Origin of the sequence: Croceicoccus sp. Ery5 (assembly GCF_020985325.1) — a bacterium.
Taxonomy (GTDB): Bacteria; Pseudomonadota; Alphaproteobacteria; order Sphingomonadales; family Sphingomonadaceae; genus Croceicoccus.
In genome coordinates this window covers 1,543,592-1,565,146 of record NZ_CP087587.1, presented here as the reverse complement: position 1 = coordinate 1,565,146, position 21,555 = coordinate 1,543,592, and the positions used below count along the sequence as shown (strand labels likewise).

Genomic DNA, 21,555 nt, shown 5'->3' with positions numbered 1-21,555 from the left:
GGCATTCCGGTAAGGGGCGCGTTCAGCCTTCGGCCGTTTCGGCGGCCTTCAGGCGAAGCGTAAAGCAGTTTCCGCCCTGCGATGCAGGCGTAACGGTCAGGCTTCCGCCCATCGCCTCGGCCAGACGGCGCGAAATATGCAGGCCAAGGCCTGTGCCCCCGCCCCCCTCGCGGCCCAGCCTTTCATATTTGCTGAAGATCAACTCGCGCTCTTGCGCGGACAGGGGCTTGCCCTCGTCGCTGACGCTGACGCTAGCCCATTTTCCCTCGACCTTACAATCGACAAAGATTTCCCCGCCGCGCGGGCCGTAATCGACCGCATTGCCCAGCAGGTTCAACAGTACCTGCATGCACCAGCGCCGGTCGCCCAGCGCATGGGCAGGGTGATAGGCAATGGTGAACCGCGCCTGCCTGCGTGCCGCGCGCGTCGTTTGCAGGCGGCACGCGCTCTCGGCAATCTCGCCCAGTATCAGCGGCACCATCTCGGGCTCGGGCTCGTCCTCGCCATCGGCCAGCGATTGCGCCAGCCCCGCCAGATGGGCGCCCGCATTCACGATATCGCCAGCGTAATTGACATATTCGCGCGCAAGCGGCCCCGCCAGACGGTCGCGCATGATCTCACCCAGCCGGATGATCCGCCGCACCGGCACGTCGAGCGCGGGGGCAAGCTGGTCGGCCAGCAGATTATCAGGCAGCAAATCCTCGTCATTCGCGGGTTGCGAGCTGATAAGCTCCTCGTGCCTGCGGATCAGGATCTGCTGCCCCGCATTGCCCGTCGTGCCGCCTGCCAGCATCAGGTGCCAGCGCCGCTGCGACCCTTCGATCCCTGCGACGATCCCGCTGCGAATGCCCCATTGCGCCTGATGCTCGCCGCCCGTCTGGAACAGGGTGGACCAGTTCTGCCCCCGCTGGTGCCGCGCGCGGACCACCAATGGCGACAATTCGGCGCATTCCGTCTCCAGCGCGACGATATTCTGCTGCGCGTCGAGCCACAGCACGGCCTCGGCCAGCAATTGCTCGATCGCAAGGCGGGTTTCGGCGGCTTCTTCGTCTCCGTCCGCAATCGCGCCGGCGGACGGCGTATGATCAACGGCGGTCCAGTCCGACAGCCGGATCGCACAGCCATTCTCGTCCGGCTCGATCTCTGCCCAACCCGACAGCGAGCCGCCCGGATGCGTCACCGCCAGCGCCTGCGCCAGTTTCATCCCGTAAACGCGCGCCTTGCGCACCAATTGCAGCAATTCGGGCGCCGCAATGGCGCCCGGCAGGTCACCGCCACACGCCCTTTGCAGCGCGGCAATACGGCCATCGGCCTCGACCAGGCGGTCCTGCCGGTCGCAACGCGCCGTCAGCGGAATTGTCGCGCCGGTCGCCGCCATGGTGCCGCCCGCCACTGCCTTCAGCCTTCCGGCACTTCGCCGGAAGCGGGAGCGGAAGCCCCGCCCGTCAGCAACGCCTGTGCGTCATTGCCGCGAAGCGCCGCGAAATTATCGGGCAGCGTGATGTCGGGATGGATCGCAAAGAACTCGCGCTCGATCTCCTTGTCCCCCAGCCCCGCCGCGCGCAGCGACAGCGCAAGCCGCGCCAGCTGGCTCTCACCCGTGGATGAAGCGATATCGTCACGCGTCTCGCCCGTGGTTGCGGCCAGCGCCGACAGGAACACCGCGACGCCCGCATGGCTGACCGACAGCGCCGCAAAGGCCCCTGCCCCCAGCGCGCGCACCAGCCGGTTGGCGACCGCGATGCGCGTGGTCGATTCGTCATAGGCGGTGCGGATCTTGTGCTCTGCCGTGCGCGCATGTTGTTCGAACGAGAGATCGCCCGCCACCACACCGCGCAATGTGTTGAGCACCGCGAACAGCACATCGGCGGGCAATTCGGTCATCGGCAGCGTCATGCGCTGCATATGGCGCACGAAAGCCGCCTGCCCCGTCAGCAGATCCATCGCCAAAGAGCTTGCATTGGGATCGTCCGCGCTGATCAGCGCCTGCAGCAGCGGCGACAGAGCGGGATCCATGCCCGCCCTTCGTTCAAGGCTTTCGGTCAGCTGCCATTCCATCGCCACCGAATGCAGATGTTCCAGCAACAAAGGTTCATCGATCAGAGCGCCCGCCAGCGGTTCCGAAAGATGCTCGACCCATTGGTCGGGGTCTTTCTCTCCCGCGGCTTCGGCCAGTTTCACGGCCAGCTGCGCGGCAATATCATTGGCCAGTCCGCGCACGCGCGCGACAATCGCGTCCGAGAACATGGCGCGATCCTCGCACCCGATGATATGGCGCAGCACGACCCCGCGCGCACCCAGCACCCGATCTCCGCGCTTCAGTTCGGAGCGCATGGCGGAAGCGATTCCGCCGGTCTTTTCCAGTTCGCCCATGGGCTTGGCTTATCACCGTGTGGTTAAGGGCGCGTTAGTTTCGTGCGAGCCGTGCCCGATTGGAACGTAAGCACAATCCACCCCAGTGCAATCACCCCTGCGAGCAGCATCGAAAGCGTTACCGGCCCTGCCCAGATGGCCGATAGTGCCAGCGCAAGGCACAGCAGAAACCGGTCGTCCAGCCACGGGCGAATCGGGGCAAAAGGCAGTTCCGCCGCGCCCAGACGCAGCAGCGCCACCGCCATAAAGGCCGCAAACCACGCGGGCGGCCGCGCCAGCCCCGGCCCGCCATTCACCGCGATTACCGCGACCAGCAAGGCATCGAATGCCAGAAACAGCACCGGCCCCATGTCGCGTCCGCGCGGCCGCATACGCGCCTGCCGCCGAACTGCCTGCAAAACGCGGTGTCCGCGCAGCACCATCCAGCTCAGCCCCATGAACAGGAATGCCAGCCAGCCCAGTTGAAACCCCGTCGCTGCCAGCGCCGCGCCCGCCAGCAACATGCCAAAGGCCGCGACCAGCAGATCGCCGTGGTCCTGTTCCAGAAACCTGCCGCCGACTTGCTGGGCGACGCGGCCAGCGATCTTCGTGCCCACCGTCTGCCCGCTCGCTTCGGCTATCGTACTGTCCAGCCTGCGTTTTTCGGCGGCCTGCGCATCCGTTTCGCTGCGGATCAGGTTCCAGCGCCCCTCGGCAATCGCCACAGGGTCCACCGGTCGTGCCTGCAACCGCGTCATCAGTGCGATGCGCAGCAGCGAGGATGCAATATCGCAATCGCGCGGCAATTCGCGCAAGCGCTCGGCCAGAGAGCCGGGCACGATCATCAGCCCCGCCCATGCATATTCGGCATCGATCCGTTCGAAACCGGCAGCCAGCCCCTGCTCCACCGGCAGGGTCGCCACGCCCCGCCCGCTGCACAGGTCCAGCGCCATGGTCGCATCGGCCATCAGCGAATCGCCGAATATCAGCATTTCATCGGCAGCGGTCACTTCGGCGCATAAGGCCGGGGCGTCGCGGATGATCTTAGCCTGCAGCCCGGCTACGCGCGCCGCGCCCAGCATCATTTCCACCCGCTCGTCCCCCGGATCGCCCAGCACCAGCAAGCGCTTGGCACCGGCAGCGGCGGCGATTTCCAGCTGGTGCCGGGCAATCGGCTCCCCCGCAATGCGCAGCGAGGCCGACGGGCGATTGCCGCCCTCTACCCAATCCAGCATTGGAATGACTGCTATGCGCAAGGATCACACCCGTCTTGGCCCGTCGCCCGCAAGGCAGGCTGCACCTCTATTGCGGTGGAATGTGCCCGTCGCGCAAGATGGCGCGCGCGATCTGTGCAAAGGCGGCAAGCGATTGCGCCGTCCAAGGGGTCGCCCATCCCGCCCTGTCAACGATTTATCCACTGCTATGTCCCGCAGGCTTCCCCGATAAAATTGCGCTGCGGGGCCTGTTTCGCGCTGCCTTTCGTGCTAGATCATCCTGCCTAAGGTCGGGACGGGCGAACAGAATGGACAGACGGCGTAATATCATCCGCTTTGGGCAGGAAGATCAGCAGGATACGGCAGACAATGCCGAATCCGGCGAATATGGTCATGGTGCCAATTTCGACCATTCCGGCCATGATCAGGCCGATCCCGCATCGCATTACGAGTTGACCGAAGACATGGCCTATGCCGAACCCGCGTTCGAGGCAGAGGCACCGCGCCGCGCCGGATGGATCGTTCCCGTCTTCGCCGTGCTGGCGCTGGCCGCATGGACCGGCGTTTTCGCCTATGCGCAGTGGCTGGGCGGTACCGTTCCTGCCGATATTCCGGCGTGGACCGCGCTGATCGCGCAATGGTCGATGCCGGCCGCCCTGATCGTGGCGCTGTGGATGCTGGCCCTGCGGCACAGCCGTGCCGAGGCCGGACGTTTCGCCGATGCCGCCGCGTCGCTGCGCAACGAATCGCGCGCGCTGGAAGAACGGTTGGGCAAGGTGAATGCCGAATTGTCGATCGCGCGCGAATTCCTGACCTCGCAAGGCCGCGACCTTGAATCGCTGGGCCGCATTGCCAGCGAACGCCTTTCTGAAAATGCAGAGCGTTTGCAGGGCCTTATCGTCGACAATGGCCAGCAGGTCGATCGTCTGCACGGCGTATCGGGCGCCGCGCTCGACAATATGGAAAAATTGCGCGGACAGCTGCCGGTGCTGACCAATGCTGCGCGCGATCTGGTCAATTCGATCGGACAGGCAGGCGAAGGCGCGCACGGACAGATCGCGCGGCTGACTGAGGGATTCGGCCGCCTGGGCGAAGCGGGCGAGGCTTCGACGCTGAAGGTTGACGAGATGCGCGCCCGCGTGAACGAGGCGCTGGCCGAATTCGAACGTTGCGCCGATCAGCTGGGCACGATCGCGGCAGACCGCTTCGCTGCGCTGGATGCCGAAGGGGCCGTGCTGCGCGAGCGTCTGGACCAGCAGGAAATCGATGCTCTGGCCGCCGTGCGCGATCGCGCCGACGCGATGGAACGCATTCTCGAACAGGCCCGCGCCCGTCTGGCCGAAGCGGAAAACGAGGCATTGGGCGCCTTGCGCGACCGCCTGGCGCAGCTGGAACGCGAAAGCGGCGATATCGCGGGCCGCGTCGCTCGCGGAGAGACCGAGGCGCTCGACCGCTTGCGCAATCAGCTCGCCAGCCTCGGGCAAGAGGCGGAGAGCCTGTTCGCAGGCTTCGACAGCTCGGGCGACAGCGCGATCCACGGCTGGCGCGACCGCCTGACCGCCGTAAACGACGAGGCGGACGCGCTGATGCAGCGCTTTGCGGAAGTGGGCGCCGAGGCCGTGGCCGCATGGCGCGACCGCATGGCCGAGGGTGGACGCGAGGCCGCGACGATGTTCTCGGGGCTGGATCGCAAGAGCGAGGAAACGCTGGAAACCGTTGGCTCGCGCATATCCCTGCTGTCGCTGGAAATCGGGCGCTTGCACGGCGAATTGCTTCAGCACGGCGAAACGCTGGAAAGCGAGATTTCGGGCCGCATCGAACGCAGCGAGGCCGCAACCCGGACGCTGGCAGATCGCTTGCGCGCCGGTCTGGAGGCATTGGACAGCGAAATCGATCAGCGCCGCCAGAAGGGCGAGGCCGCCGGTCGCAGCCTGACAGAGGCACTGGCCACCCAGCTCGACGAAGTCGATGGCCGGATCGAGGAACGCCGCCAAAGCTATCTGACCGCGCAGCGCGAGTTCGGCGATGCCGTCACCGGCCAGCTCGACGATTTCGACGCGCGCATCGAACAGCGCCGCGCAACATACCAGAACGTCCAGCGCGAATTCGGTGAGGCGATCGCCCAGCAATTCGCCGCCATCGAGCAAGGATTCGAAGAACGCCGCCTGCGCCAGCTGGCTGCGGGCCGCGAAATGACCGAGGCGGCCGCCGAACAGCTCGATGCCATCGACCGCAGCTTCGACGAACGCCGCGAGGCGCGCATCGCCGCAGGACAGGAAGGCCTGCAGACGCTGGAACAGCAGCTTGCCGAGATCGACAGCCAGCTCGACGAGCGTCGCCGTCGCCAGCAGGCAACCAGCGAATCGCTGGCGCGCCATGCCGAGATTATCGCCGGACGCATCGCCGACTTCGGCAAGCGCATGGAGCAAGTCGCCGACTGCGGGCGCGAGGCCGAATCGATCGTCGGGGCCAGCCTTGCCTCGCTGGCGGCCAAGCTGACCGAAAGCCGCGAGGCTTTGGCAGGCACCGATACCGCGGTGCTGGCGCTGACCGATAATTCGGTGCGCTTGCTTGAACTGATCGAAGCCAGCGCGCGCCACAGCCGCGAAGCGCTGCCCGAATCGCTGACCGAGGCGGAAACGCGCCTGACGGGCGTTTCCGAACGCATGGACGGCCTGCGCGCGGCGCTGGGCGAAGCGGGCGAGAACAGTAAGGCGCTGGACACGGCGGTCGAAACCGCCCGCCAGAGCACCCGTTCCGCCATTGCCGAGCTGGAGCAGCTGCATGCCAGCCTGCACGAACGCGGCAGCGAGCACGCGAGCCAGATCGCCGAGTTGCGCGATACGCTGGCCCTTGCGCGCAGCGATAGCGAAGCCATGGCCGAAGCCGCAGAGGCCACCCTGGGCGGCGCCATCAGCCGCCTTGCCGAAGCAAGCCGCGAAGCCGTCGCCAATATCGAGGGCACATCATCCGAAGCCGTGCGCGCCATTGCCGAAAAGCTGGCCCACGAGAGCAGCATCGTGGTGCGCGAAGCCGTCGAAGCGAGCACAAAGGACACGCTGGAAACACTGGACGCCGCCGTGTCGCGTGCGACCAGTGCGGCCCGCGACGCCGCTGGCGAGCTTGAGGATCATCTGAACCGCGTGAACGAAATCACCGGTCATCTGGAATATCGCGTGGCCGAGGCGCGTCGCCGTGCCGAAGAGGACATCGACGATCATTTCGCACGCCGCGTGTCGCAGATCACCGAATCGCTGAACTCGACGGCCATCGACATCGACAAGGTGCTCTCTGCCGATGTCAGCGACAGCGCATGGCAGGCCTATCTCAAGGGCGAACGCGGCATTTTCACCCGCCGCGCCGTGCGCCTGATCGACAATGCCGACGCCCGCCTGATCGTCGAACATTTCGAAGCGAACGGCGAGTTCCGCGAACACGTCAACCGTTACATCCACGATTTCGAGGCCATGTTGCGCAATCTGCTGGCCACTCGCGAGGGCAATTCGCTGGCCGTGACCGTGCTGTCGAGCGATATGGGCAAGCTCTATGTCGCGCTTGCCCAGTCGATCGAGCGGCTGCGTCGTTGAACGTAGAAAGGGGCGGAAACCTTAACGGTTCCGCCCCTTTTCTTTATTCGCCCGCCGCGTGGCCGGTCGTCAGGCTCTGTTCGGCCGAAATATCCGGGGGCGCGGGGAAGAAATCCAGATCCTCCGCCGTGATCCAGCCCTGTGTGTAATTCAGATAGAACAGCACGAACAGGACGACCGCCAGCAATGTGGTGCGCCACACGATACGCCACGGACGAAAATTGACCGGCGCGCTATCGGCATGGCCCGTTTCGGGCACCGTCCCCGCATCGTGATGGGTCCGCACGCCGAACGGCATGACGATAAAGGCGCTGAAGATCCACAAAAGGAAGTAGATCGCGATTCCCGAAGTCCATTGCATGGACGGGGGATTAGGCTCAGCCCGCTTCCATCGCAAGCACCGCGACTTGCGGGTTTTTGCCGGACCACCGCCGCGCCGCACGGCGGGCAGCCAGTCGAGCCGCTTCCTGCACCGCCTCGGGATCGCGCGCACGCCCTTTCAGGCGTGAAATGGCGGTCAGAACGTCGCTTTTCGCTTCGTCGAGAAACTCGTCCATATCCTCGACCAAAGGCAGGCCGATCGCATTGATCAGCACGTCGCCCTTGGCGCCGTCGGGCGGCAGCACCACCGTAATATGGCCGTTATGCGCCAGACGCCGCCGCTCGACGATGGAATCGCCGTCGGCGGGGACGATGATGTCACCATCCAGCACAAGCCTTCCCGCCCTGCTTTCGCCGATCTTGCCCGGCTTTCCGGGCGCAAGGCGGATGATATCGCCGTTTTTCTGCACGATCTGCTTCGGAATGCCCGCAAGCGCACCGACGCGCGCCTGTTCGGCCATGTGCCGCATCTCACCATGCACGGGGACAAGAATTTCGGGCCTGATCCAGCCATAAAGCGCTTCAAGCTCCGGCCTGCCGGGATGGCCCGATACGTGAATCAACTCCTGCCGGTCGGTCACCATGTCGATCCCGCGCGCGGCCAGCTGGTTCATGATGCGCCCGATGGCCAGCTCGTTGCCCGGAATCTGCCGACTGGAGAACAGGACGACATCGCCTTCGTCCAGATCGATCGGATGCTGCTCTGCCGCAATGCGCGCCAGTGCGGCGCGCGGCTCGCCCTGACCGCCGGTCGCGATGATCAGCACCTCGCCGCGCGGCAGAGCCATCGCGGTGTCGAAATCGACAGTCGTCGGGAAATCGCGCAAATATCCGTTCGATTGCGCCGCACGGATGATACGGTCCAGCGACCGCCCCGCCACGCACAACTTGCGCCCCGAATCCCTTGCCACCTGCCCCAGGGTTTGAAGCCGCGCCACATTCGACGCGAATGTCGTGACCAGAACACGCTTGCCGCGATGGCGGGCAATCTCGCTCTCCAGCCCCGCACGCACTTCGCCCTCGCTGCCCGAAGGCTTGGGATTGAAAACATTGGTCGAATCGCACACCAGCGCGAGCACGCCCCCGTCGCCGATCTCGGTCAGCTCCTCGGGCGTGGAGGGTTCGCCGATCTGCGGATCCTCGTCCAGCTTCCAGTCGCCGGTGTGAAACACGCGCCCGAACGGCGTTTCGATCAGTACCGCGTTCCCCTCGGCAATCGAATGGGCCAGCGGGACATAGCGGACCTGAAACGGCGAAATCGAACCGCCGGGCCGGAAATTGTCCAGATGGTCGATGACATGCAGCTCGACCTCGTCCTCGATCCCCGCCTCGACCAGCTTTTCGTGCACCAACGCCGCCGTGAACGGCGTCGCGTATAGCGGCACGCCCAGATCGCCCGCGAAATAGGGGACCGCGCCAATGTGATCCTCATGCGCATGGGTCAGCACGATGCCGACCAGATCCTCGGCCCGCTCCTCAATGAAATCGAGGTCGGCGAACACCAGATCGACGCCCGGATAGCCGGGATCGGCAAAGCTCATGCCCAGATCGACCATCAGCCATTTGCCGTCGCATCCATAGAGATTGACGTTCATGCCAATCTCTCCCGACCCGCCGAGGGCGAGGAATATCAGTTCTTCTTTCGGAGTCATCGCGCCTTCATATCGGCGCGCTCTGCCAGAATTGCGAGGCCCCGAAGGGTCAAATCCACATCGATATGGTCGAAAATATCGGTGCATTCGTCGAACAGCACCGCCAATCCGCCCGTGGCGATCACCTTGGCCGGTCGACCGACTTCGGCCTGCAGCCGTGCGACCAGCCCCTCGATCATGGCGACATAGCCCCAGAACACGCCGATCTGCATCTGGCTTTCGGTGTTGCGCCCGATGACGCTGCGGTCGGCACCGGGCGCTTCGATGGCGATGCGCGGCAGCTTCGCCGCAGCATTGACCAGCGCGTCGAGCGACAGGTTGATGCCCGGCGCGATGATCCCACCCTTATAGGTGCCGGCAAAGTCCATCACGTCGAATGTCGTTGCCGTGCCGAAATCGATGATGATCTGGTCGCCCTGCCATAGCTCGTGCGCGGCGACCATGTTCACCGCACGGTCGGCGCCCAGCGATCCGGGTTCGTCAACATCGGCGCGGATGCCGTAACCGACGGGCGGTTCGCCCGCGAACATGGGTGTGCCGCCGAAATATTTCTCACCCAGCACGGTCAGATTATGGCGCGCACGCGGGACGACGGTCGAGACGATCATCTGCGACACCGCCTTGAAGTCCAGCCCTTCCAGCGCGAACAGCTGCATCAGCCAGACGGCATATTCATCCGCCGTGCGTCGCGCATCGGTCGCGATGCGCCAGCGTGTGCGGGCCTTGCGCCCCTCCATCAAGGCGAAAACAATATTGGTATTGCCGACGTCGCAGGCGAGCAGCATGTCAGTCTTCCCCGTTGCCGAGCAGTTCAACCTCGCCCGCGTGAATGGCACGATCGGCCCCGCCCGCCAAGCGCATCAACAGCGCGCCGTCAGGATCGAGCCCCCGATAGGTTCCGGTCAGTTGCCCCTCTCCCGCAGGATTGGCAGCGACGCGGGTTCCCAGAACGGGGCCGCGAGCGGTCCAGCGGGCGAGAATATCGGCAAGGCCGTTCGTTCGCCATCGGATGAGTTCGTCAGCCATCGACGCGGCGAGCCGGTTCGCGAACCGGTCACGGTCCACTGGTGTATCGTTGACCGCAAGCGATATGGTGGCCCGGTCGGCCAGATCGGGCGCGCTGGCCAGATTGACGCCTATTCCGATAATGACGTGATCGCCCTTGCGCTCCAGCAATATCCCCGCCAGCTTCGCACCGCGCAGCAGCAGATCGTTCGGCCATTTGAGCATGAGCCCGCCACGGTCAGGCAGAAAAGCAGCGACCGCATCATGGACGGCGATCCCCGCCACAAGGGCCAGCGTATGCGGCATCGGATCGCCGGCGCGGATCGCCACGCCGGTCGAACCCATGAAATTGCCGCTCGCGTCCTGCCACTGGCGGCCGAGTCTTCCGCGGCCCGATTCCTGCCGGTTGGCGATCAGCCAGTCGCCCTCCCGAAGCCCCTCGCCGCGGGAGAGGCGGTCGAGCAGTTCGCCATTGGTCGAAGCGATCGTTTCGACGACCTCGAGCCTGTGAGGGAAGGATGGCGCAGGGGCCTCCACCCGATCAGCCGACGAAGAACAGCGCCTGCGCAGCCTTGTCCGCCAGCGCGCCCAGCCATGGGGTCAGCACATAGCCCAGCGGCGAAATGAACAAGCACGAGACAAGCAGGATGATCTGGTGCGACAGCGGACCGCCTTCCTTGGCGATACGCCCGCTGGGCTCGTCAAAAAAGGCGACCTTCAGCACTTTGATATAATAGAACGCACCGATCACGCTGGCCGCGATGCCCAGCGCCGCCAGCACGATCATATCGGCATCGACAGCGGCCTGAAACACGACAAACTTGCCCCAGAAACCGAACAGCGGCGGAATGCCGGCAAGGCTGAACATCACCGCAAGCAGCGCCCATGCCATTGCCGGCCGGACCGAGGACAGGCCTGCCAGATCGGCAATCGCCTCCACCGGCTTGCCGTCGACGTCGCGCAGCATCAGCACCACGGTAAAGCCCGCAATGCTCATCGCCACATAGATCGCCAGATAGACGAGCATGGCCGATGCGCCCTGCGGCGTCGCGGCAGCAAGTCCGATCAGCAGGAAGCCGATATTATTGATCGAGGAGAACGCCAGCAGCCGCTTGATATTGGATTGCCCGATGGCGCCCAATGCACCCACGATGATCGAGGCGAGTGCCACGAAGATCACGATCTGCTGCCATGCGCCGGTCTGCCCGCCGAATGCGCCCAATGCGACCCGCATGGTCAGCGCAAGGGCGGCAACCTTGGGTGCGGTGGCGAAAAAGGTGGTGACCGGCGTCGGCGCGCCTTCGTACACGTCGGGCGTCCACATGTGGAACGGCACGGCGCTGATCTTGAACGCAAGACCAGCCAGCACGAAGACAAGGCCGAAGATCGCGCCCGTCCCGATCTCGCCATCCATGGCGGCGCGCACGGCGCTGAAATCGGTGCTTCCGGTAAAGCCATAGGTCAGGCTCATGCCGAACAGGATGATGCCGCTGGCCAGCGCGCCGAGCACGAAATATTTAAGGCCCGCCTCGGCAGAACGTTCGTCGGTCCGCAGGAAAGCGGCGAGCACATAGGCCGACAGCGAGTTCAGCTCCAGACCGATATATAATGTCAGGAAATCGCCCGCCGACACCATCATGTTCATGCCCAGCACCGCGAACAGCACCAGCACGGGGAATTCCGCCCGCATCGCGCCATAATGTTCGAGGAAGCGCGGCGCGACCATCAACGTCACCGCTGCCGAGATATAGATCAGCAGCTTGGCGAACGCAGAGAAGGCGTCGGCATTATACTGGCCCAGAAATGCCAGACGATCCGGCCCCATCAGCCCGCCGCACAATGTGGGCACAGCAAAGGCAGCACAGGCGACCAGCACGGCGACCGCTGCGATCGAAATGGCGCGCGATGCCTTGTCGCCCATCCATGCGGCGGCAAGCAGCAGGACAAGGCCCGCTACGGTGAGGATTTCCTCTGCGACGATAAGCGCGAGGGATTGCGAGAAATCGGTCATCAGTGGGCACCCTCACCCGCATCATGGTGTTCTTCGGCAGCGGCCGCTGCGGCAGCTTGCTCTTCCGCGCTCGGCATGGCGAGATGCGCATCGCCGGCGGGCGCCACGCTTTCAAGCCGTTGGTCGAGCCATTCGATATCGCCGCGCATCGGTGCAAGGAAGCTTTCGGGATAGACGCCCATCCACAAAGTCGCTGCCGCGAGCGGGACCATCATCATCCATTCGCGCGCATCCATGTCGGGCATGGCGGCGGCATCGGCGTTCTTCTGGTCGCCAAAGGCCACGCGGCGATAGAGATAGAGCATATAGCCCGCGCCCAGAATAATGCCGGTGGTGCAAACGAACGCCACCCAGCTCGACGCCTGATAGATGCCTGCAAGGCCGAGGAATTCGCCGATGAAATTGCTGGTCCCCGGCAGGCCGATCGAGGCCATGGTGAACAGCAGGAAGAAGGTTGCGTATTTGGGCATGTTTATCGCCAGCCCGCCGTAACGCGAAATTTCTCGCGTATGCAGACGGTCATAAATCACGCCCACGCACAGGAACAGCGCACCCGACACAAGGCCGTGGCCCAGCATCACCATCATCGCGCCTTCGAAACCCTGCACGTTGAAAGCAAACAGCGCCGCCGTCACGATCGCCATATGCGCGACCGACGAGTAGGCGATCAGCTTCTTCATATCGTGCTGGACCAGCGCGATCAGGCTGGTGACGACCACTGCGATCATCGACATCGCAAAAACCAGCCATGCGAAATGCACGGATGCGTCGGGGAACATCGGGATCGAGAAGCGGATGAAACCATAACCGCCCATCTTCAGCAGCACGCCGGCCAGAATGACCGAGCCGGCCGTCGGCGCCTGCACGTGCGCGTCGGGCAGCCAGGTGTGGACCGGCCACATCGGCATCTTCACCGCGAAGCTGGCGAAGAAGGCCAGCCACAACCAGTTCTGCGCGCCCGCCGGGAAGTCATAGGACATCAGCGTCGGGATGTCGGTCGTCCCCGCTTCGCGCACCATCCAGAACATCGCGATCAGCATCAGCACCGAGCCGATCAGCGTGTAGAGGAAGAATTTATAGGCAGCATAGATGCGGTTATCGCCGCCCCAGATACCGATGATCAGATACATCGGGATCAGTCCTGCTTCGAACATGATGTAGAACAGGAACAAATCCTGCGCCGCGAACACGCCGATCATCAGCGTTTCCATGATCAGGAACGCGGCCATGTACTCGCCAACGCGCTTTTCGATCGAGTTCCAGCTGGCACCGATGCAGATCGGCATCAGGAACAGCGTCAGCATGATCAGCAGCAGGGCAATGCCGTCAATGCCCAGCGCATAGCTGAAGCCCGCGAACAGTTCTGCCCGTTCGGTAAACTGCCACTGCGCGCCGCCGACGTCGAATGCGCCCCAAAGCACGATGCCCAGCGCCAGATTGACCAGCGTTGCCGCCAGCGCGACCACGCGCGCCGTCTGCGCGGATACGAAGAAGCATGCGATGGCGCCGACCAGCGGCACCGCAAGCATGAGCGAAAGGATCGGAAAGCCGTCCACGAACTTAATGCCCCGCCATGGTTGCAATGACCCAGCTGATCGCGGCGACAAGGCCAAGCAGCATGGTCAGAGCGTAGGAATAGATATAACCCGACTGCGTCCGGCTAGCGATGCGCGAGCTGGCTGCCACGACCAGCGCCGCGCCGTTGGGCCCGAAGCGGTCGATGATGCCGACATCGCCGATCTTCCAGAACTTGCGCCCCAGCCAGAAAGCCGGCTTCACGAAGATCGCATTATACAGCTCGTCGAAATACCATTTGTTCTTAAGGAACTGGTACAGGAAGCCGAACTGCGCCACGAAGCGCGCCGGTGCCGAGGTGTCGCGGATGTAATTGTTCCACGCGATCGCAAGGCCGATCAGCATCACGATGCCCGGTGCGACCTTAACCCAGGTCGGCACATTGTGCATCGCATGGACCAGATGCTCGTTATAGTACAGCGACCCGCCCCAGAATGCCTCGCTGTCGAGGAAGCTGTGGGTGAAGACAAAGCCTGCGAACACGGCACCGACCGACAGCACGATCAGCGGTATCAGCATGACAAGCGGGCTCTCATGCGGGTGATAGCCACCGGTGGTGTCCGCACCTGCCTGTTCGGGCGTCTTGTGAACGCTGTGCTGGATGTGCTCGCTCTCGATCCAGCGGGGCTTGCCCCAGAAGGTAAGGAACATCAGGCGCCAGCTGTAGAAGCTGGTCAGCAGCGCGGCGAAAATGCCGAGGAAGAAGGCCACCTGCGACAGTTCGGTGCCCTTGGCAAAGGCCGATTCAAGAATCGCATCCTTGGAATGGAAGCCCGCGAAACCGGCATGCGCGAACCACAGGCCCACGCCCGTAATCGCAAGCGTCCCCGCCATCATCGCCCAGAAGGTGATCGGGATCTGCTTACGCAGGCCGCCGTAATAACGCATATCCTGTTCGTGGTGCATCGCATGGATGACCGAGCCCGCGCCAAGGAACAGCAACGCCTTGAAGAAAGCGTGGGTGAACAGGTGGAACATCGCCGCATTGTAAGCACCAACGCCCGCCGCGAAGAACATATAGCCCAGCTGCGAACAGGTCGAATAGGCGATCACGCGCTTGATGTCGGTCTGCGTGGTGCCGACGGTCGCGGCGAAGAAGCAGGTCAGCGCGCCGATGGCAATGACGAAGCCGGAGGCGACCGGCGCCACCTCGAACATGGGGGACAGGCGGCAGACCATGAATACGCCCGCCGTCACCATCGTCGCAGCGTGGATCAGCGCCGACACGGGGGTCGGGCCTTCCATCGCGTCGGGAAGCCATGTGTGCAGACCGAGTTGCGCCGACTTGCCCATCGCGCCGACGAACAGCAGCAGGCACAATATGTCCATCGTGTAGAGACGCATCCCAAGGAAGGTAATCGTCGAACCCTGCATGCCCGGAGCCGCCGCCAGTATTTCGGAGATCGACGTCGTGTTGAACACGAGGAAGGTGCCGAAAATACCCAGCATGAAGCCAAGGTCGCCGACGCGGTTCACCACGAAAGCCTTGATCGCGGCGGCATTGGCGCTGGGCTTCTTGAACCAGAACCCGATCAGCAGATAGGACGCAAGACCCACCCCTTCCCACCCGAAGAACATCTGGACGAGGTTATCGGCCGTCACCAGCATCAGCATGGCGAAGGTGAACAGCGACAGATAGGCGAAGAAGCGCGGCTGGTCCGGATCGTCGGACATATAGCCCCACGAATAGAGGTGCACGAGGGCCGAAACGCTGGTGATCACCACCAGCATCACTGCCGTCAGCGTATCGACACGCAGCGCCCAGTCGAAGCTCATGTCACCCGACTGGACCCATTTCAGGACCGGCGCGACATAGGCCTCCGCGCTGCCCGCGATGAACGGGATGAAGATCGACCATGCCAGAGCGCAGGACAGGAACAGCGCGCCGGTGGTGATCACCTTGGCCGGAAACGCCCCGATGGAACGGTTGCCGAAACCGGCGATGATCGCCGCCAGCAGCGGCGCAAAGACGAGAATCTGGATCATCGCGAGCGGCCTATCCCTTCATCCGGTGGATATCGTCCACCGCGATCGTTCCGCGGCCACGGAAATAGATCACGAGGATTGCAAGGCCAATCGCCGCCTCGCCCGCAGCAACAGTCAGGACGAACATGGCGAATATCTGGCCGGTCAGATCGCCCAGAAAGGCGCTGAAGGCGACAAGGTTCAAATTCACCGCCAGCAGGATCAGTTCGATCGCCATCAGGATGACGATAACGTTCTTGCGGTTGAGGAAGATGCCCAGCACGCCCAGCACGAACAAAATCGAGCTGACGACGACGTAATGTTCGATTCCGATCACGGCGCCCTCCTTTAAAGCTTCACGCCCGCGCCCACGTCGGGACGGGTCTTGACGATGGCCTCTTCCGGACGGCGCTTCACCTGCTTGGAGATGTTCTGGCCGCGCACGTCGGGGCGATGGCGCAGCGTCAGCACGATGGCGCCGACCATGGCGACCAGCAGGATCACGCCCGCAGCCTCGAACAGGAAGAGATATTTCGAATAGAGCAGAGCCCCGATCGACGCGATATTGCTGTGGTCCATCAACGGAGCATTGGCACCGTCGGGCGTGCCCAGCACGATGCCGCCTGCGCGGTAAGCGCCAAGGCCCAGCACCAGTTCGGCCAGCAGCACGACGGTCAGCACCATGCCCAGCGGGAAATTCTTGACGAAGCCCGCACGCAATTCGGCAAAATCGATGTCGAGCATCATCACGACGAACAGGAACAGCACCGCGACCGCGCCGACATAGACGATGACAAGCAGCATCGCGATGAACTCTGCCCCCACCAGCACCATCAACGCCGCCGCGTTGAAGAAGGCAAGGATCAGCCACAGCACGGAATGCACAGGGTTCCTCGCCATGATGACGAAGCAGGCCGATGCAATCACGAGGGCCGCGAAGAGGTAGAAGGTGATGGTCTGGATCATGGGTTTTGATGTCCCGCGAGCGCGCCCCTAGCGATACGGCGCGTCGGCTTCAAGGTTCGCGGCGATCGCACGCTCCCACTTGTCCCCGTTCGCCAGCAGTTTCGCCTTGTCGTAAAGCAGTTCTTCACGCGTTTCGGTGGCATATTCGAAATTCGGCCCTTCGACGATCGCGTCGACCGGACATGCTTCCTGACAGAAACCGCAATAGATGCATTTCGTCATATCGATGTCGTAACGCGTGGTCCGGCGGCTGCCGTCATCGCGCGGCTCGGCCTCGATCGTGATCGCCTGCGCAGGGCAGATCGCCTCACACAATTTGCAGGCGATGCAACGCTCTTCGCCGTTCGGATAGCGGCGCAGCGCATGTTCTCCGCGGAAACGGGGCGACAGCGGGTTCTTCTCGAACGGATAGTTGATCGTCGCCTTGGGCTTGAAGAAATACTTCAGCGTGAGGGCGTGCGCCTTCACGAACTCCCACAGGGTGAACGATTTTATCAGGTGAGCGACGCTCATGAATACCTCGTGATCATAAGCCAGCCCGAAACGAGCACGACGAACAGCAGGCTCATCGGCAGGAAGATTTTCCAGCCAAGACGCATCAGCTGGTCATAGCGGAAGCGGGGCACGGTGGCCTTTACCCAGCTGAAGACGAAGAAGAAGAACAGGATCTTCAACAGGAACCAGATGATGCCGGGCACATAATACAGCGGCGCCCAGTCGATCGGCGGCAGCCAGCCACCGAAGAACAGGATCGCGTTCAGCGCACACATCAGGAGCACGTTCGCATATTCGCCCAGCCAGAACAGCGCAAAGCTCATCGACGAATATTCGGTCTGGTAACCGGCGACGAGTTCGCTTTCCGCCTCGGTCAGGTCGAACGGCGCGCGCGCGGTTTCGGCCATGCCCGATATCAGGAACAGCACCCACATCGGGAACAGCAATATGTGGAAGAAGAACCCGTTGACGATGCCAAAGCCAAAGCCGCGCTGCGCCTCGATCATTTCCGACAGATTGTTCGTGTTGGCGAACAGGATCACGCAGATCAGGATGAAGCCGATCGACACTTCATAAGAGATCATCTGAGCAGCGGCACGCATCGCGCTGAAAAACGGATATTTCGAATTCGATGCCCAGCCCGCGATCACCACGCCGTAAACCCCCAGTGAGCTGATCGCGAGGATATAGAGCAGGCCGATATTGATATCCGCCAGCACCACGCCGGGGCCGAACGGCACGACCGCCCAAGCCATCAGCGCGACGGTGAAAGTGATGATCGGCGCGATCAGGAACAGGCCCTTGTTCGCGGCCGAGGGGATGATGGTTTCCTGCAGAAACACCTTCAGACCGTCTGCGAAGCTTTGCAGCAGGCCGAACGGACCGACCACGTTGGGACCGCGGCGCAATGCCATGGCGGCCCAGATCTTGCGGTCCGCATAGATGATCATCGCCACGCCCAGCATCAGCGGCAGGGCGATCAGCAACACGCCAATGACCGTGGCAATAAACCACGCCCATTCGTACTGCATGCCGAGGGATACGAAAAAGTCGGTCATTCCGCGGCCTCCGCAATGTCCTCGCCATGGAACAGTTCTGCCGAGCAGCGCTGCATCGTCGGGCTGGCGCGCAGGATCGGATTGGTGAGATAGGGATCGGCAATCGGATAGGCCGCGATCACGCCCGAAGCGTCACCGCCACCCGCCGGAAGCGTGCCGCCGGTCACGGCCAGTCCTTCATTCGCGAGCGCCGGCGTATCCGCGAACATCGCCGCGCGCAGCTGGTCGAAATTGTCAAAACCGACCGAAACGCCCAGCGCATCCGCCATGGCACGCAGGATCGTCCAGTCCTCACGCGCGTCTCCGGGCGCGAATACCGCCTTCTCCGACCGCTGCACGCGGCCTTCGATATTGACGTAGGTGCCCGCTTTTTCGGTATAGGCCGCTGCAGGCAGGATGATATCCGCCGCATGCGCGCCCTTGTCGCCGTGATGGCCGATATAGACCTTCAGCGCATCCTCGAACGGCGTGTAATCCATCTCGTCCGCACCCAGCGACAGCAGCAGCTTGGGCTTGGCCGCGACGATATCCGCCATCCCGCCCTTCTGCGCGAGGCCGAGCAGCAACCCGCCCATGCGCGAGGGCGAGAAATGGAGCGCGTTGAACCCGTTCCAGCCGTCTTTCACGACATGGAATTCCGCCGCCAGCGCCAGCGCCTTGCCCAGCGCGCCGCGGCCCAGCGCCGCGCCGCCGACGATGATCGCAGGCCGCTCGGCCCCCTTCATCGCATCGACCACTTCGGCAGGCAGCGCGTTCAGCACCGCCAGATCATTGCCAAGGAAGCGCGTCTTGTACGTGGTGTCATATTCGGGGCCGACGTGGAAAATCGCCGCGCCCTTCTTCACCGCCTTGCGCAGCCGGACGTTCAGCAGCGGAGCCTCGTGCCGGATCTGGCTGCCGATGACCAGCACCGCATCGGCATTCTCGATACCGGCGAGCGTGGTGTTGAAATTCACGGCGGTCAGGCTCGACGTGTCATAGACCAGGCCGGTCTGGCGCCCTTCGATCAGGGTCGAACCGCAAGCCTTCAGCAGTGCCTTGGCCGCGAACATGGTCTCGCAATCGACGAGATCGCCATAGACGGCGGCAATATCCTTGCCGGCCTTGGCGGCCTTGATCTTCTTAAACGCCTCGTCCCAGCTCGCCTCTTCCAGCTTGCCCCGCTTGCGGATCCAGACCTTGTCGAGACGACGACGCGTCAGCCCGTCGACCGCATAGCGCGATTTGTCGGCGATCCACTCCTCGTTCACATCGTCGTTGATGCGCGGCAGGATGCGCAGCACTTCGCGGCCGCGGCTGTCGATGCGGATATTCGCGCCGACCGCGTCCATCACGTCAATGCCCAGCGTCTTCTTCAGCTCCCACGGACGCGCTTCGAACGCATAGGGACGGCTGGTGAGCGCGCCGACGGGGCACAGGTCGATCACATTGGCCGAAAGCTCATGCTTGGCGGCCTGCTCCAGATAGGTCGTGATCTGCATGTTCTCGCCACGGAACAGCGCGCCGATCTCGTCCACGCCCGCGATTTCCTCGCTAAAGCGGACGCAGCGCGTGCAGTGGATGCAGCGGGTCATCACCGTCTTGATCAGCGGACCCATATATTTCTCGGTCACTGCGCGCTTGTTTTCGTCATAACGCGTCGCGCCGCGGCCGTAGGCGATCGACTGGTCCTGCAGATCGCATTCGCCACCCTGATCGCAGATCGGGCAATCGAGCGGATGGTTGATGAGGAGAAACTCCATCACCCCTTCGCGCGCCTTTTTGACCATCTCGGTATCGGTGCGGATTTCCTGCCCGTCGGCAGCCGGAAGCGCGCACGAAGCCTGCGGCTTGGGCGGTCCGGGCTTCACCTCGACGAGGCACATGCGGCAATTGCCGGCAATCGACAGCCGCTCGTGATAGCAGAAGCGCGGAATTTCCTTGCCCGCAAGCTCTGCCGCCTGCAGCACGGTTGCGCCTGCCGGAACCTCGATTTCCTGTCCGTCTACGGTTACCTTGGGCATCACTCCGCCGCCTCTGCCATGTTACCTGCCGCCGCGATCCGCCGTTCAAGCTCGGGGCGGAAATGCTTGATCAGGCCCTGGATCGGCCATGCCGCCGCATCGCCAAGGGCGCAGATCGTGTGGCCTTCGACCTGTTTGGTGACCTGGAACAGCATGTCGATTTCCTCGACCGCCGCCTCGCCGGTGCGCAGCCGTTCCATCACGCGCCACATCCAGCCGGTGCCTTCGCGGCAAGGCGTGCACTGGCCGCAGCTTTCATGCTTGTAGAAATAGCTGAGGCGGCTGATCGCCTTTACGATGTCGGTCGACTTGTCCATCACGATGACCGCGGCAGTACCAAGGCCCGAGCCCTGTTCCTTGCAGCCATCGAAATCCATCGGCATGTCTAAACACTGGTTGGCAGGCACCAGCGGCACCGACGAACCGCCAGGGATCACCGCGAGCAGATTGTCCCAACCGCCGCGAATGCCGCCGCAATGCTTTTCGATCAGTTCGCGGAAGGGAATACCCATTTCTTCTTCGACCACGCAGGGGCGTTCGACATGCCCGCTGATCTGGAAGAGCTTGGTGCCCTTGTTGTTCTCGCGCCCGAAGCTGGAAAACCATGCCGCGCCGCGCCGCATGATCGTTGGGGCAACCGCGATGGATTCGACATTATTGACCGTGGTCGGGCAGCCATAAAGCCCCGCGCCTGCCGGAAACGGCGGCTTCAGGCGGGGCTGGCCCTTCTTGCCTTCAAGGCTTTCGATCATCGCGGTTTCTTCGCCGCAGATATAGGCGCCCGCGCCGCGATGGACAAAGACGTCGAAATCATAACCCGAACCGCTTGCATTCTTGCCGATCAGGCCCGCGTCATAGGCCTCCTGCACGGCAGCGAACAGCACTTCGGCCTCGCGGATATATTCGCCGCGGATATAGATATAGGCCGCACGTGCGCGCATCGCGAAACCGGCGACCAGCGCCCCTTCGATCAGCTTGTGCGGGTCGTGACGGATAATCTCGCGGTCCTTGCACGAACCGGGTTCGGATTCGTCGGCATTGATGACCAGAAAGCTGGGACGACCGTCGGGGCTTTCCTTGGGCATGAACGACCATTTCAGACCGGTCGGGAAACCCGCGCCACCGCGACCGCGCAGGCCCGATGCCTTGATCTCGTCGATAATCGCATCCTGCCCTTTGGCAAGGATGTCCTTGGTATTGTCCCAGTCGCCGCGCTTTTGCGCAGCGGACAGGTTCCACGGCTGGTAGCCGTAGACGTTCGTGAAGATGCGGTCTTTATCAGCCAGCATCG

General features: G+C 63.3%; 17 protein-coding genes. 1 reads left to right on the top strand and 16 read right to left on the bottom strand.

Features of this window, described 5'->3' with window-relative positions; translation table 11 throughout:
* Positions 1-22: 22 nt before the first annotated feature.
* From LOZ74_RS07215 to LOZ74_RS07205, 3 genes are read right to left on the bottom strand one after another with little or no spacing between them, the layout of a single operon-like run.
* The gene (locus LOZ74_RS07215; RefSeq protein WP_230293479.1) at positions 23-1,393 is read right to left on the bottom strand and encodes a sensor histidine kinase KdpD; all 1,371 of its coding nucleotides are present in this window, start codon (positions 1,391-1,393) and stop codon (positions 23-25) included.
* 5 nt (positions 1,394-1,398) lie between these two features.
* On the bottom strand, positions 1,399-2,373 hold the full coding sequence (locus tag LOZ74_RS07210) for a hypothetical protein (RefSeq protein WP_230293478.1): 975 nt from the start codon (positions 2,371-2,373) through the stop codon (positions 1,399-1,401).
* Between the two features lie 23 nt (positions 2,374-2,396).
* Entirely contained in the window at positions 2,397-3,587 is a 1,191-nt protein-coding gene (locus LOZ74_RS07205; RefSeq protein WP_230293477.1) for a hypothetical protein, read from the bottom strand.
* A 287-nt stretch (positions 3,588-3,874) separates the two neighbouring features.
* Between LOZ74_RS07205 and LOZ74_RS07200 the strand changes: the two genes are divergently transcribed.
* Complete coding sequence (locus LOZ74_RS07200; RefSeq protein ID WP_230293476.1) at positions 3,875-7,153, top strand: hypothetical protein; 3,279 nt, start codon at positions 3,875-3,877, stop codon at positions 7,151-7,153.
* A 43-nt stretch (positions 7,154-7,196) separates the two neighbouring features.
* Here LOZ74_RS07200 and LOZ74_RS07195 read toward each other — a convergent pair whose 3' ends face one another.
* From LOZ74_RS07195 to nuoF, 13 genes are read right to left on the bottom strand one after another with little or no spacing between them, the layout of a single operon-like run.
* Positions 7,197-7,514, bottom strand: coding sequence for a DUF1467 family protein (locus LOZ74_RS07195; RefSeq protein WP_230293475.1), 318 nt, complete (start codon positions 7,512-7,514; stop codon positions 7,197-7,199).
* Positions 7,515-7,530: 16 nt separating this feature from the next.
* Positions 7,531-9,186, bottom strand: a complete 1,656-nt coding sequence (locus LOZ74_RS07190; RefSeq protein ID WP_230293474.1) for a ribonuclease J — start codon at positions 9,184-9,186, stop codon at positions 7,531-7,533.
* Positions 9,183-9,971, bottom strand: a complete 789-nt coding sequence (locus LOZ74_RS07185) for a type III pantothenate kinase (protein ID WP_230293473.1) — start codon at positions 9,969-9,971, stop codon at positions 9,183-9,185. Before LOZ74_RS07185 ends, LOZ74_RS07190 begins: the two co-directional genes overlap by 4 nt.
* Before the next feature lies 1 nt (position 9,972).
* Positions 9,973-10,728 (bottom strand): biotin--[acetyl-CoA-carboxylase] ligase, encoded by a 756-nt coding sequence (locus LOZ74_RS07180; protein WP_230293472.1) that lies wholly within the window; start codon positions 10,726-10,728, stop codon positions 9,973-9,975.
* A gap of 4 nt (positions 10,729-10,732) precedes the next feature.
* Positions 10,733-12,202 (bottom strand): NADH-quinone oxidoreductase subunit NuoN, encoded by a 1,470-nt coding sequence (nuoN, locus tag LOZ74_RS07175; RefSeq protein ID WP_230293471.1) that lies wholly within the window; start codon positions 12,200-12,202, stop codon positions 10,733-10,735.
* The gene (locus tag LOZ74_RS07170; RefSeq protein WP_230293470.1) at positions 12,202-13,758 is read right to left on the bottom strand and encodes an NADH-quinone oxidoreductase subunit M; all 1,557 of its coding nucleotides are present in this window, start codon (positions 13,756-13,758) and stop codon (positions 12,202-12,204) included. Before LOZ74_RS07170 ends, nuoN begins: the two co-directional genes overlap by 1 nt.
* A 4-nt stretch (positions 13,759-13,762) precedes the next feature.
* Positions 13,763-15,763, bottom strand: coding sequence for an NADH-quinone oxidoreductase subunit L (gene nuoL, locus LOZ74_RS07165; RefSeq protein ID WP_230293469.1), 2,001 nt, complete (start codon positions 15,761-15,763; stop codon positions 13,763-13,765).
* Between the two features lie 10 nt (positions 15,764-15,773).
* Complete coding sequence (nuoK, locus tag LOZ74_RS07160; protein WP_230281303.1) at positions 15,774-16,079, bottom strand: NADH-quinone oxidoreductase subunit NuoK; 306 nt, start codon at positions 16,077-16,079, stop codon at positions 15,774-15,776.
* 11 nt (positions 16,080-16,090) lie between these two features.
* Positions 16,091-16,708 carry an NADH-quinone oxidoreductase subunit J gene (locus tag LOZ74_RS07155; protein WP_230293468.1) on the bottom strand — a complete coding sequence of 206 codons (618 nt, stop codon included), beginning with the start codon at positions 16,706-16,708 and terminating at the stop codon, positions 16,091-16,093.
* 27 nt (positions 16,709-16,735) lie between these two features.
* A complete protein-coding gene (gene nuoI / locus LOZ74_RS07150) occupies positions 16,736-17,221 on the bottom strand; it encodes an NADH-quinone oxidoreductase subunit NuoI (protein WP_230281305.1) in 486 nt (161 codons plus the stop codon).
* Positions 17,218-18,261 carry an NADH-quinone oxidoreductase subunit NuoH gene (gene nuoH, locus LOZ74_RS07145; RefSeq protein WP_230293467.1) on the bottom strand — a complete coding sequence of 348 codons (1,044 nt, stop codon included), beginning with the start codon at positions 18,259-18,261 and terminating at the stop codon, positions 17,218-17,220. Before nuoH ends, nuoI begins: the two co-directional genes overlap by 4 nt.
* Entirely contained in the window at positions 18,258-20,264 is a 2,007-nt protein-coding gene (nuoG, locus tag LOZ74_RS07140) for an NADH-quinone oxidoreductase subunit NuoG (RefSeq protein ID WP_230293466.1), read from the bottom strand. Before nuoG ends, nuoH begins: the two co-directional genes overlap by 4 nt.
* A complete protein-coding gene (nuoF, locus tag LOZ74_RS07135) occupies positions 20,264-21,553 on the bottom strand; it encodes an NADH-quinone oxidoreductase subunit NuoF (protein ID WP_230293465.1) in 1,290 nt (429 codons plus the stop codon). Before nuoF ends, nuoG begins: the two co-directional genes overlap by 1 nt.
* Positions 21,554-21,555: the final 2 nt, after the last annotated feature.